At 67.7% G+C, this 12,147-nt stretch carries 12 protein-coding genes; 9 read left to right on the top strand and 3 right to left on the bottom strand.

The window, feature by feature from the left end:
• Positions 1 to 233: 233 nt before the first annotated feature.
• The 3 genes from EGT29_RS00110 to EGT29_RS00100 all read left to right on the top strand — a co-directional run bounded on the left by EGT29_RS00110 (position 234) and on the right by EGT29_RS00100 (position 2,959).
• The gene (locus EGT29_RS00110) at positions 234 to 1,160 is read left to right on the top strand and encodes a fumarylacetoacetate hydrolase family protein (RefSeq protein WP_238160244.1); all 927 of its coding nucleotides are present in this window, start codon (positions 234 to 236) and stop codon (positions 1,158 to 1,160) included.
• Positions 1,161 to 1,174: 14 nt separating this feature from the next.
• Entirely contained in the window at positions 1,175 to 1,762 is a 588-nt protein-coding gene (locus EGT29_RS00105) for a VOC family protein (RefSeq protein ID WP_255465716.1), read from the top strand.
• 207 nt (positions 1,763 to 1,969) lie between these two features.
• The gene (locus EGT29_RS00100; RefSeq protein ID WP_124687112.1) at positions 1,970 to 2,959 is read left to right on the top strand and encodes a tripartite tricarboxylate transporter substrate binding protein; all 990 of its coding nucleotides are present in this window, start codon (positions 1,970 to 1,972) and stop codon (positions 2,957 to 2,959) included.
• 32 nt (positions 2,960 to 2,991) lie between these two features.
• On the opposite strand, the gene EGT29_RS00095 is transcribed toward EGT29_RS00100, so the two are convergent.
• The gene (locus tag EGT29_RS00095; RefSeq protein ID WP_124687111.1) at positions 2,992 to 4,014 is read right to left on the bottom strand and encodes a tripartite tricarboxylate transporter substrate binding protein; all 1,023 of its coding nucleotides are present in this window, start codon (positions 4,012 to 4,014) and stop codon (positions 2,992 to 2,994) included.
• Between the two features lie 96 nt (positions 4,015 to 4,110).
• The gene (gene gcvA / locus EGT29_RS00090) at positions 4,111 to 5,025 is read right to left on the bottom strand and encodes a transcriptional regulator GcvA (RefSeq protein ID WP_124687110.1); all 915 of its coding nucleotides are present in this window, start codon (positions 5,023 to 5,025) and stop codon (positions 4,111 to 4,113) included.
• 154 nt (positions 5,026 to 5,179) lie between these two features.
• Between gcvA and EGT29_RS00085 the strand changes: the two genes are divergently transcribed.
• From EGT29_RS00085 to EGT29_RS00065, 5 genes are all read left to right on the top strand, one after another.
• Positions 5,180 to 5,974, top strand: a complete 795-nt coding sequence (locus tag EGT29_RS00085; RefSeq protein WP_124687109.1) for a class II aldolase/adducin family protein — start codon at positions 5,180 to 5,182, stop codon at positions 5,972 to 5,974.
• Between the two features lie 10 nt (positions 5,975 to 5,984).
• Positions 5,985 to 7,202, top strand: coding sequence for an NADP-dependent isocitrate dehydrogenase (locus EGT29_RS00080; protein ID WP_124687108.1), 1,218 nt, complete (start codon positions 5,985 to 5,987; stop codon positions 7,200 to 7,202).
• A gap of 132 nt (positions 7,203 to 7,334) precedes the next feature.
• Positions 7,335 to 8,120, top strand: coding sequence for an enoyl-CoA hydratase/isomerase family protein (locus tag EGT29_RS00075; protein ID WP_161567626.1), 786 nt, complete (start codon positions 7,335 to 7,337; stop codon positions 8,118 to 8,120).
• Between the two features lie 12 nt (positions 8,121 to 8,132).
• Positions 8,133 to 9,332: a CaiB/BaiF CoA-transferase family protein gene (locus EGT29_RS00070; protein WP_124687106.1), complete on the top strand. Its 1,200-nt coding sequence runs from the start codon at positions 8,133 to 8,135 to the stop codon at positions 9,330 to 9,332.
• 51 nt (positions 9,333 to 9,383) lie between these two features.
• The gene (locus EGT29_RS00065) at positions 9,384 to 10,352 is read left to right on the top strand and encodes a tripartite tricarboxylate transporter substrate binding protein (RefSeq protein WP_124687105.1); all 969 of its coding nucleotides are present in this window, start codon (positions 9,384 to 9,386) and stop codon (positions 10,350 to 10,352) included.
• Positions 10,353 to 10,386: 34 nt separating this feature from the next.
• On the opposite strand, the gene EGT29_RS00060 is transcribed toward EGT29_RS00065, so the two are convergent.
• Positions 10,387 to 11,160 (bottom strand): IclR family transcriptional regulator, encoded by a 774-nt coding sequence (locus EGT29_RS00060; protein ID WP_124687104.1) that lies wholly within the window; start codon positions 11,158 to 11,160, stop codon positions 10,387 to 10,389.
• Positions 11,161 to 11,213: 53 nt separating this feature from the next.
• Here EGT29_RS00060 and EGT29_RS00055 point away from each other — a divergent pair, with 53 nt between their 5' ends.
• On the top strand, positions 11,214 to 12,143 hold the full coding sequence (locus EGT29_RS00055) for a fumarylacetoacetate hydrolase family protein (RefSeq protein ID WP_124687103.1): 930 nt from the start codon (positions 11,214 to 11,216) through the stop codon (positions 12,141 to 12,143).
• Positions 12,144 to 12,147: the final 4 nt, after the last annotated feature.

Below are 12,147 nucleotides of genomic sequence, written 5' to 3'. Positions count from 1 at the left end.
CCCATCATTGAACACATTCACGCGAATCTGCATACAAATCGAGGGGCACCTCGGCCCCCTTGGCCAGAGTTCTTCAGGACATCTTCCTGGCACACACATGCCATAAAAATTATCGTAAACCAGTTGACGTGTATACACGATACACTTAAAGTATTCCAAAACAGGGGGTGGAAATGGCGGCCACGCCGGCTCGCTTCCCCTGGATTCAACATGGACAGCAACGAGGAGATCCCGTGAACTGGCACGGTCTGGCGACTTATCAGCGCAATGGCAGCAAGCATCCTGGCCTGGTGGTCAACGACACCCTGTACGACCTGGCGCAATTGGCGAAGGCCTGCGACGTGGACCCGGCCCGCGTGGCGCAGGACATCGGCGCGGTGATCGCGGATTGGGCCGGCAGCGGCCCGCTGATCGCCACCATGGCCGATCGCGCCGCCCAGCTTGCCGCCAGCGGCCGGCTCGCCGCGGTGGAAGGCGCCACCTATGCGGTCCCCTACCAGCCCCGCCGCATCTTCGCGACGGCTTCCAATTTCTACGAACACGCCGACGAGATGGGCACCAAGCTGGCGGCGCGCAGCGAAAGCCAGCCCTACATCTTCATGAAGGCCGAGACCAGCGTCGTCGCCACCGGCGAAAACGTCCAGATGCCACCCGAGACCAGCCGGCTCGATTGGGAAGTGGAGCTGGGCGTGGTCATCGGCAAGACCTGCCGCCACGTGTCGGTCGACGACGCGCTGTCGGCCATCGCCGCCTATACCGTCTTCAACGACATCAGCGCGCGCGACCTCAACCGCCGCACCGACTATCCCTTCACCCACGACTGGTTCCGCGGCAAGAGCTTCGACACCTTCGGCCCCATGGGTCCCTGGCTGGTGCCGGCGGGCTGCATCGGCAACCCCCAGCAGTTGCGCATGTCGCTGGCGGTCAACGGCGAAACCATGCAGGACGGCAGCACCTCGGAAATGATCTTCTCGGTGGCCGAGCAGATCGCCTACCTGTCGCGCATCCTGACCCTGCATCCCGGCGACCTCATCGCCACCGGCACGCCCGATGGCGTGGGCATGGGGCGCGGCATGTACCTGAAGGCGGGGGACAAGATGGTGGCGCACATCGAGAACATCGGCACGATCGAGAACACCGTCGTGCAGGAAAGCCGATAGGCAAGGAGGCAGACGTGACATCCACCGACCAGCAACCGGTCGCCCCCATCCGTACGCGCAAGCTCGGGCACCTGGTCCTGATGGTGCGCGACCTGGAAGCCTCCACGCGTTTCTATACCGAGGTCATGGGGCTGCGCGTGTCCGACCGCATCGGCGACCAGATGGTCTTCCTGCGGGCGGGCGAAGACCACCACGACCTGGCCCTGTCGCGCATCCCCGACAACTCGCCCGACCGCGACGAGCTGCCGCGCTATACGCGCCCCGGCCTCGAGCACTTCTCGTACTACGTGGAATCGGTCGAGGAAATGCGCCGCGCCGTGGACGTGGCGCGTCGGCTGGGCGTGACCATCGAACGCGGTATCGGCCAACACGGCCCCGGGGCGAACTGGTTCCTGGTGTTCAAGGATCCGGACGGCAACAACGTCGAGATCTATACCGACATGGACCAGATCCCGGTAGACGCCGACCACCAGCCGCAAACCTGGGAACGCAACCTGGAATCGTTCGACCGGCATCGCCTCGCCCACTTCGTCGTCCAGCCGCCCGCCGCGGTACTGGCGGCCAAGGACGGCAAGAAAGAAGAAGCAGGAAAAAAAGACTGAGCACGGGCGCCGGCATCGAAGGCGCCCGCCAGCCCAGCACATGTGAATCCGGCACGGAAGGGGACTCTTTCCATCGGCATGACCGCGGCGCCTGCGCGCACGCGGGAGGCCCTTTTCGCGCCCGTTTTTCCGGCCGCCGGTCGCGCTCGCATCGAACGGCGGCCTGCTCCACCGACGACAATGACAACCGATGAAGGAGACAACCTCATGAAACCCCTCCAGCAATGGCTGCGCCGCATTCCCGTGGGCCTGGCGGCGGCCGCGATCGCCGCGGGGCCCGCCGCCGCCCTGGCCGCCGACGCCTGGCCCAGCCGGCCGGTCACCATCGTGGTGCCGTTCGCTCCGGGCGGCAACACCGACATGATGGCCCGCATGATGGCCGAGCGCATGGGCAAGGTCTTCGGCAAGCCCTTCATCGTGGACAACAAGGGCGGCGCGGCGGGCACCATCGCCGCCGAGCAGGTCGCGCGTGCCCAGCCCGACGGCTACACGCTATTCATGGCGACCATGACGCAGATCGTCACGGCGCCCATGACCAACAAGATCCGCTACGACCCGATCCGCGACCTCGCCCCCATCGTCAACGTGGGCGGCAACCCCTTCGTGCTGGCGGTCAATCCCCAGCGCAACTTCCGCACCGTGACCGACCTCGTCAACTATGCCAAGGCCAACCCCGGCAAGCTGAACGTGGGCCACGGCGGCAACGGCACCCTCACCCATCTGTCGGCGCTGCTGTTCCTGAGCCGCGTCGGCGTCACGGCCACCACCGTTCCCTACCGTGGCGGCGCGCCGGCCCTGGCCGACGTGCTGGCCGGACAGATCGACATGTACAGCGCCAGCGTCTCGGAAGTCATGTCCTACGCCAAGACGCCCGAGAAGCTCACGCTGCTGGCGGTTTCCAGCGACAAGCGCCTGCCGCAGCTGCCTTCGGTGCCCACCATCGCGGAAACCTACCCGGGCCACGAGGTCGACACCTGGAACGGACTGATGGGCCCGGCCGGCATGCCGGCGGACGTGGTCGCCAAGCTGGCCGAGGAAGGCCGCAAGATGATCAACGAACCGGCCTTCCGCGCGCAGCTCGAGAACGCCGGCATCACGCCGCTGGGTGAAATGCCCGACGTGTTCGCCGCCCGCATCAAGGCCGAGACGGCCAAGTGGAAGCCGGTGATCCAGGCGGCGGGCATCGAACCGCAATAAGCCGTGCTGGAGACGGTCAGCGCTGGGCCTCGCTACTCGGGCGTGATTCCCGCCTGCTTAACCAGCGCCGACCACTTCCGCAATTCCTTGCCCTGGTAGGCGGCCAGCTCCTGCGGCGTGGAGCTGCGCGGATCCACGTTCAGTTCGCGCATCTTGCTCCGCACCGCGGGCAGCGCCAGGAACCTGGCCAGGCTCTTGTTCAGGCGATCGACCACGGGCTGGGGCGTGCCCGCCGGAGCGAAGATGGCGAACCAGTTCTGGATCTCGTAGCCGGGCAGTCCCGCTTCCGACATCGTCGGCACATCGGGCATCTGCTCGCTGCGCTGATCGCTGGTGATGGCCAGGGCCCGCAGCGACCCCTGGTTCACCAGCGGCACCGCCGCGACGATACCCGAGAAGTACATTTCCACCTGCCCCGCCAGCAGGTCGTTCAAGGCGGGGCCTCCTCCCTTGTAGGGCACGTGCACGATGTCGACCGCCGCCATGGTCTTGAACAGTTCCGCGGCAAGATGGGTCGGCGTGCCGACGCCCGCGGAAGCAAAGTTGAGCTTGCCCGGCGCGGCCTTGGCCCGGGCGATCAAATCCCCGACGTCGCGAAATGGCTGGCGCGCGCCCACGACCAACAGGGAAGGCGACGTGCCGACCATGCCGACCGGCGCGAAATCCGCCACGGCATCGTAGGGCAGCCTGGAATACAGACTGGGCGCGATTCCCAGCGACGCGGTGCCGCCCAGCAACAGCGTGTAGCCATCCGGCGCCGCCTTGGCCACCATGTCCGCGCCTATGGTGCCGCCCGCGCCGCCCTTGTTCTCGATGACGATGGGCTGGCCCAGGTCCTTGCCCACCTCGGTTGCCAGCAGCCGGCCCAGCACGTCATTCGGTCCGCCCGGAGGAAACGGGATCATCATGCGGATGGGACGGTCCGGATAGGGAGCCGCGACGGCCGCGGCGCAGGCACAGCCCATGATCGAAGCCGCCAGCAGGCGGCCGGCGCGCAGGCGCAGCCGATGGCGGGACGGCGGGAAAGCAGACGTGATCCTGGCGGAATACGGCATGAGGTCTCCTTGAACGCCGGCGGCCCCTGCTTGGGAGACCGTCGAATTGCCGCTGATCGTAGAAGGGGCCCGCCACCGCGCACAAACCAGTATTTCTCACTCGGCCTTGAACTTTTCTAACGACTGGGCGGCGCCGCAGGCCACGAGCCATTCGCGGAAGGCGCGGATCTTCGCGTCGTCGGCACGCGCCTGCGGACAGACCAGGTGATAGCCGCGCGGGCGGCGCAGCACGAAGGGATGCGGCGCCACCAGCACGCCTTGTTCGAGGTCCCTGGCCACGTAGCGAAGCTGGCCCAGCGCGACGCCCAGCCCTTGTATGGCGCATTGGTAGATCACGCTCAGGTCTTCGTAGTAGACATCGCCGGCCGAGACCTTTCTTGCCGCGCCCGCCGCGGCGATCCAGTCGGGCCAGTGCTGCGGCCGCCGGTTCGAATGCAGCAGCGGCAGCTTGAGCAAGGCCGCGGTGCTGGCTTGGGCGGGCAGGGTAGCCGCCAGTGCCGGCGCCATGACGGGCGTCAGCGCATCGCTGAACAACAGATCGCCGCGCAGCCCCTCCCATGGCCCGTCGCCGTACAGGATGCCGACGTCCACGGTGTCGCGGCGGAAATCGACCGCGTCCACGCTGGCTGCCAGACGGATCTTGATCGTCGGATGAGCATGCTGGAAGGCGGGCAGCAGCGGAATCAGCCAGCGCAGGAAAAAGGTCGTATGCCCTCTTACCGTCAAGACCTGCGCCGAGCCCGAGGCCACCAGTTCCTGCGTGGCGCGCACGATCTGTCCGAACGCGACGCTGAGCCCCTTCGCGTAGACCTCGCCGCCGCGCGTCAGCCGGGGCGGCCGCTCGGTGCGGTCGAACAGCGCGAATCCCAGCCAGGTCTCCAGCGCCTTGATCTGGTGGCTGACGGCGCCCGGCGTGATGTGCAGTTCGGCGGCCGCCTCGGTGAAGCTCAGGTGGCGCGCCGCGCTCTCGAACACACGCAGCGGATTCAAGGGAGGAAGCTGAGGGTTCATGGCCACGCTCCAGCATTAGTTTTTCTAAAAACTGGATGAAGTATTTTGGATGGCGGCAGGCGGGATGGCCGCCTTAAGATGATCCGGCCGGCTGCCGCGGACGCGTCGCGGCAGACTACATCATCCGTCTGTGCGGCGGAAGCAGGAGCATTGCGTGAACCCAGACTACTCCACCGATTTCCCATCGATCAAAGACACGGTCGACGCCGCCGAATGGCACACCCGCACGGACCTGGCCGCGTGCTACCGGTTGATGGACCGGTACGGCATGACGGACATGATCTACAACCACATCACCGCGCAGATCCCGGGCAAGCACGAGCGCCTGCTGATCAATCTCTACGGGCTGCTGTACAAGGAGATCACCGCGTCCAGCCTCGTGGAGATCGACTACGGCGGCCACGTCCATCGCAGTCCGGCCACCGCGTACGGCATCAACCGGTCCGGCTACGTGATCCACGGCTGCATCCATCGGGCGCGGCCCGACGTGCACTGCATCATCCATACCCATACCCGCGCGGGCATGGCGGTGTCCGCCATGGACTGCGGCCTGCTGCCCATCACCCAGACGGCTTCGCGCTTCCACGGGCACATCGCCGAACACGCGTTCGAGGGTCCGGCCGTCGACCTGGCGGAACAGGCGCGCCTGATCGCCGATCTCGGCCCGCACAACGCCATGATCCTGCGCAACCACGGCCTGCTGGTCTGTGCGCCGTCGATCGCGCAGGCGTTCAACCTCATGTACCAGCTCGAGATGGCCTGCCGTGCCCAGGTCGACGCCATGGCGGGCGGCATCGGGCAGATCCGCATTCCGTCGGAAGAGGTCCTGGCGCGCTCCGCGCATCTCTACCAGCCCGGCACGCGCCGGCCCTACGGCGAACTGGAATGGCATGCGATGCTGCGCTGGCTGGACGCCGAACCCGGGGGCTTCCCGCGCCACGACCGCTGAGCCAGACCGCATGCGCAAGATCACCTTTCGTCATCCCATCGTCGAGATCGATGGCGATGAAATGACCCGCGTCATCTGGGCCTGGATCAAGGAAGCGCTGATCCTGCCTCACGTCGATGGCGAACTGCAGTACTTCGATCTCGGCCTGCGCAATCGCGACGCGACGCGCGACCAGGTGACGCTGGACGCCGCGCACGCCACGCTGCGCCACGGCGTGGCGGTCAAGTGCGCGACGATCACGCACGACGCGGCACGCATGCGCGAATTCGGCTCGCCCGCCATGCTGCCCAGTCCCAACGCCACCCTGCGCAACATCCTGAACGGCACGGTATTGCGCGAGCCCATCTGCTGCGCCAACATTCCCCGCCTCGTGCCGCACTGGGACCAGCCCATCGTCATCGCCCGCCACGCCTACGGCGACCACTCCAGCGCCAGCCAGCTCGAACTGCCGGGGCCCGGCACGCTCAGCATGCGCTTCACGCCCGACGACGGCGGACCCGCGCTGGAGCGCGAAGTCTGCCGCACCGACGGACCGGGCATCGCCATGGCCATGCACAACCTCGACGCCTCGATCGCCGGCTTCGCGCGCGCCGTGTTCCGCTACGGGCTCCAGCGGCGCTACCCCGTCTACCTGTCGACCAAGCACACCATCATCAAAACCTACGATGGGCGCTTCTCCGCCCTGTTCCAGGAGATCTTCGAAAGCGAGTTCGCATCGGCCTATCGCGCGGCCGGCCTGGCCTACGAGCATCGATTGATCGACGACATGGTGGCCAGCGCGCTCCGGTGGCGGGGCGGCTACATCTGGGCGTGCAAGAACTATGACGGCGACGTGCAATCGGACGCCGTCGCCCAGGGCTACGGGTCCCTCGGCCTCATGGCATCGGTGCTGATCACGCCCGACGGGCGGGCCTTCGAGGCGGAGGCCGCCCATGGCACGGTCACGCGCCACTATCGCGAGCACCAGGCCGGCCGGGCAACCTCGACCAATCCCATCGCCTCCATCTACGCCTGGGCGCGCGGGCTGCGGCAGCGCGCGGAACTGGACGGCACGCCCGATCTGGCCGCCTTCGCCGCCGCGCTGGAACGATCCTGCACCGCGACCGTGGAGGCGGGCTTCATGACCCGGGACCTGGCGGCCCTCGTGCACCCGGACCAGCCCTGGCTGAACACGCGCCCCTTTCTCGAACGCGTCGCGGCCACGCTGCACCAGGAGCTTGCCGCCTGAGGCTCCCGTTACACCCCCTTGTTTTTCACATACGTGAAATCGCTTTCACATGGGTGAAAGCAGCGTCTACCCCGTGTTTCCCGTCGAGATAATCCGCCGCATTCGATGCATGCGGCCACGACAGGAGACACCATGCCCCAGCACATCAGGATAGACAGACCAGGCCCCATCTGGCGGGTCGTCATCGACCGCCCCGACGCCAAGAACGCCCACGATCTCCAGACCTTCCAGGAACTGGTCGCTGCCTTCGACGAGGTCGAGGCCGACCCGGCTTGCCGCTGCGCCATCCTGACCGGCGCCGGCGACATCTTCAGCGCCGGCCAGGACCTGCGCTTCACCGCCCAGGCCGATCCCCAGGCCATCGACGCCTACGGCCGCTGGAACGTGGCCGCCCGGCAGCGCATCCAGCGCAACGCCAAGCCCGTGGTGGCGGCGGTGAACGGTCCGGCCATCGGCGGCGGCGCCTACCTGGCCACGTCCTGCGACCTGGTGGTCGCCGTCGACACCGCCTTCTTCCAGATGCGCGAGATCCAGGCCGGCAACCATAGCGGCGGCGCCTTCCTGTTCACCATCGGCCGCGCCCGCTCGCTGGAGCTGTCGCTGCTGGGCGGACGCCTGCCCGCGCCGCAGGCGCTGGAATGGGGCCTGATCAACCGCTGCGTGCCGGCGGCGGACTTCGATGCCACCGTGGACGAACTGGCGACCGCGCTGGCCGAGCTGCCGCCGCTGGCCATCCGCTACACCAAGAGCGCGACCAACCTGCTGCTGGACATGGCCGGTTTCAGCAACCACATGGAGGCCGGCGCGCCGATGCAGCGCTACCTGGGCCTGACGCCCGACGGCCGCGAGGCCAAGCGCGCCTTCAACGAACGCCGCAAGCCGGTCTTCACCGGGCAATTCCCCCGCGTCGCCGAGTAGGAGAACCCGACCGTGCCTCAACCCTTGCAAGGCTACCGGGTCGTCGACTTCACGCACGTGCTGTCGGGGCCCATCGCCACCAACTTCCTGCGCCTGCTCGGTGCCGAGGTCATCAAGATCGAATCGGCCGCCGGCGACACCATGCGCAACTACGGCGGCATCCAGTATGCCGACGGCATGGGACCGTCGTTCGCGTCGGTCAACTCGGGCAAGAAATCCGTCGTGCTCGATCTCAAGCGCGACGCCGACGTGGCGGTCGCGCGCGAGCTGATCGCCGGCGCCGACGTCGTGACCGAGAATTTCCGGCCCGGCGTCATGGACCGCCTGGGCCTGGGCTACGAGGCCTGCAAGGCCCTCAACCCGCGCATCGTCTTCTGCTCGATCTCGGGCTACGGCCAGCGCGGCGAGCTCCGCCACCAGCCCGCGATCGACCAGATCATCCAGAGCACCTCGGGCATGATGAGCCTGAGCGGCGAACCGGGCACCCCGCCGATCCGCATCGGCTATCCGGCGGTCGACACCTATTCGGGCCTGCTGGCCGCCTTCGCCATCGTCTCGGCCCTGCTGCAGCGCGGCCGCGACGGCCAGGCGCAGCAGGTGGACGTGGCCATGTACGACGCCGCGCTGGTGCTGATGATCTCGATGGCCGGCCCGCACCTGCTGACCGGCAAGCGGCCCGCCAAGCAGGGCAACCGCGGCTACAGCATGTCGCCCACCGCCGACACCTTCCCCACCGCGGCCGGGCACCTGACGCTGGGCGCGGTCCGCCAGGACCAGTTCGAGCGGCTGTGCCGCGTGATCGAACGCGAGGACCTGATCGCCGATCCGCGCTTCCAGGACCGCGGCACGCGGGTCGCCCATGGCGAGGCCTTGCAGCATGAGGTCCGCCAGGCGCTGGCCGGCCGCGGCGCCGCCGAGTGGGCGGCCCTGCTCAACGCGGCCGGCGTGCCGGCCGGCGAAGTGCGCGAACTGCCCGAGGCGCTGGCGCAGCCGCACCTGGACGACCGGCAATTGCTGCTGTCCATCCCGGCCGGCGCCCAGGCGCTGCGCGTGCTGAACGCGGGCTTTTGCTACGAACACGACGGCCCGGGCCTGAACGCGCCGCCGCCGGCACTGGGCCAGCACACGGCGGAGATCCTGGCCGGCCTGGGCCGCACGCCCGAACAGATCGCCGCCTTCCTGCACCGCGAGGATGCCCAGGCGAGATCCTGACGCCATCCGGGGCGAACCCGGGTACGACAATAATCCCAAGGAGACCCACCCATGAAGATCATGCATCTTGCCGGCGCCCTGTGCGCACTGGTCCTTTCGGCCTCGGCCGCGCAGGCGCGCGACGCCGCCTATCCCACCCAGCCGATCCGCCTGATCGTGCCCTTCGCGCCCGGCAGCACCAGCGACAACTCCGGCCGCATCGTCGCGCAGCAGCTCGCCACCCGGCTCGGCCAGGCGGTGACCGTGGACAACATGCCCGGCGCCGACGGCCGCATCGGCATCATGGCGGCCAAGAACGCGCCGGCCGACGGCTACACCCTGGTACTGGGCAGCTGGACCAACCTGTCGGTCAACCCCATTCTCGTCAAGGACCTGCCCTACGATCCGCTCAAGGACTTCAAGCCCATCTCGGGCGTCACCCGCAGCATGCTGGGCATCGCCGTGCCGGCCAACTCGCCGTACAAGACACTGGCCGACCTCGTCGCCGCGGCCAAGGCGCAACCCGAGAAGCTGAACTTCGGCAATTTCGCCTGGGGCTACCGCCTGGCCACCGAATGGTTCTCCAGCATCGCCGGCATCCGCTTCACGCCCATCTCGTACAAGTCGACCAGCCAGATGAACACCGACCTGATCGGCGGGCAGATCGACGTGGCGATGGACGGCGTGGCCTCGCTGGCGCCTTCGGCCAAGGCCGCCAAGCTGCGCATCCTCGCGGTCACCGGCGAAAAACGCCACGTCGAGTTCCCGGACGTGCCCACCATCCGCGAAAGCGGCTATCCCGACTACGCCATCTATGGCTGGTCGGCGTTGATGGCGCGCACGGAAGTCAGCGACGCGATCACGCGGCGCCTGGCCGACACCATGAAGGAGGTGCTTGATTCCAGGCCGGTGCAGGAGTTCGCGGAAAAGGGCGGCTCCGAACTGCTCAAGCGCGATCCCGAGCAGATGCGCGCCTTCAACGTGAAGGAAATCGCGACGCTGCGCACGGTTGCCGACAAAGCCGGGCTGGTCGCGCAATGAAAACGGCCGGACCGGTGCGGCACGCGCGCTCTGCTCAGTGTCCGAACTTGTCCGGCAAGGCCTCCATATGCTTGCGATGAAGCTCCACCACCCGCTGCAGCGCCTTCAGGAAATCGAGCTTCTTGGCGCGCAGCGCCACGAGGCTCGCGCCTATGCCCAGGGCCATTGGCGGCTGGTGGGCCGGCGCGGCCAGCAACGTCGTGATGATGCCGGCCCCCGGCGTCGATACGCCTTCGCTGTAGGCATAGCCGCTTTCGCGGTACTGCTGGATGCGCTTGCCCAGTTCCGCCATCGACACCCGGTGCTCCGGCGGTTCGTGCGCGTTGATCTGGTTGACCAGCGCCCACAGCTCGGAAGGCGGCTTGAGCGACAGCAGCACGGTGCCCATGGCCGACCGCAGCAGCGGCCGCAGCGTGCCCGGCGCCACGTCGCGCCGGTGCAGGGCATCCGGGCCGCGCACCACGTGGATGTACTGCACGTGGTGGCCGCTCTGTATGCCCAGCGTGGGCGTGCCGCCGGTTTCCTCGCGCATCTGGTACATCAGGCGGGCGATCGTACCGTCGGCCATCAGCGCATCGTTGACCCAGATGCCCAGCAGCGCCGCCTTCACCGTCGGCACGAAGGTCCGCTCGCTGGACGAGTGATCGAGATAGCCCATCTCGCTCAGCGTGCGCAGCAGGGCCAGGGTGCTCGAGGCCGGATAGTCCAGCGCCGCCGCGATCTCGCTCAGTGTCGCGGGCGCCTTGCGCCGCGCGAAGAATTCCAGAATCTCTATGGCCCGTTGGGCCGACTTGACCTTGGGCGCCATGTCCTTGCCTCCATCGTTGCGCCTACCCGCATTCTTTCAGCCAGGAACGAACCATGAAACTCGCCACCATTGAACTCGGCGGCCGCCCGCTGCCCGCACTCTTCCTGGACGACGGCCGCATCTGCGACCTCCAGGCCTTCGCCCAGGCCGCCCCGCGCGCCACGCTGCCCTTCCCGTGGCCCGAGACCGGCCGCCTGACCATGATCGACCTGGCCGCCGGCGGCGCCGCCACCTGGGCCTGGTGCCGCGACATCGCCGCCGTCGCCGACGCCCACCCGGTTTCGCCCGGCAGCTACCGCCTGCTGGCGCCCATTCCGCGTCCGCCCAAGAACATCTTCTGCCTGGGCCGCAATTATAGGGAGCACATCCAGGAAGATAACGCCTCGCGCAATCTCGATACCGACGTGCCCGAGCATCCGCAGTTCTTCACCAAGCCCTGGACCGCCATCGTCCCGCACGAAGGCGCCGTCCGCTACGACCAGCGCGTCACCCGCCGCCTGGACTACGAGGTCGAACTCGCCGTCGTGATCGGCCAGGGCGGCCGCGACATCGCCGAAGCCGACGCCCCCGGCCACATCTTCGGCTATACCATCCTCAACGACATCAGCGCCCGCGACCTGCAGAAGCGCCACGACCAGTGGTTCAAGGGCAAGGCCATCGACGGCAGCTGCCCCTTCGGCCCCTGGATCGTCTCGCCCGAGGCCGTCGGCGATCCCCACGCGCTGCGCATCTCGCTCAAGGTCAACGGCGAGCAGCGCCAGGACGCCAGCACCGGTGCGATGATCTTCTCCATCCCGCGCAGCATCGCGTCGCTGTCCTCGGGGCTGACGCTGGAACCGGGCGACGTGATCGCCACCGGTACGCCCTCGGGCGTCGGCTATGCGATGAACCCGCGCCAGTGGCTCAAGGACGGCGACGTGATCGAATGCGAGATCGAGAAGATCGGGAAGTTGGTGAACCGGGTGGAGGAGGTGATAAATTGAACGG

The sequence above is a fragment of the Pigmentiphaga sp. H8 genome (genome assembly GCF_003854895.1).
Taxonomy (GTDB): domain Bacteria; phylum Pseudomonadota; class Gammaproteobacteria; order Burkholderiales; family Burkholderiaceae_B; genus Pigmentiphaga.
Note: the sequence above shows the minus strand (reverse complement) of the source record. Positions and strands in the feature narration are given on the sequence as shown.

Bases quoted from the DNA above. Each gene is read 5' to 3' on its own strand.
- EGT29_RS00100 (WP_124687112.1), top strand. From the start codon at position 1,970: ATGAAACCCCTCCAGCAATGGCTGCGCCGCATTCCCGTGGGCCTGGCG.
- EGT29_RS00095 (WP_124687111.1), bottom strand. From the start codon at position 4,014: ATGCCGTATTCCGCCAGGATCACGTCTGCTTTCCCGCCGTCCCGCCAT.
- gcvA (WP_124687110.1), bottom strand. From the start codon at position 5,025: ATGAACCCTCAGCTTCCTCCCTTGAATCCGCTGCGTGTGTTCGAGAGC.
- EGT29_RS00080 (WP_124687108.1), top strand. From the start codon at position 5,985: ATGCGCAAGATCACCTTTCGTCATCCCATCGTCGAGATCGATGGCGAT.
- EGT29_RS00075 (WP_161567626.1), top strand. From the start codon at position 7,335: ATGCCCCAGCACATCAGGATAGACAGACCAGGCCCCATCTGGCGGGTC.
- EGT29_RS00065 (WP_124687105.1), top strand. From the start codon at position 9,384: ATGAAGATCATGCATCTTGCCGGCGCCCTGTGCGCACTGGTCCTTTCG.
- EGT29_RS00060 (WP_124687104.1), bottom strand. From the start codon at position 11,160: ATGGCGCCCAAGGTCAAGTCGGCCCAACGGGCCATAGAGATTCTGGAA.
- EGT29_RS00055 (WP_124687103.1), top strand. From the start codon at position 11,214: ATGAAACTCGCCACCATTGAACTCGGCGGCCGCCCGCTGCCCGCACTC.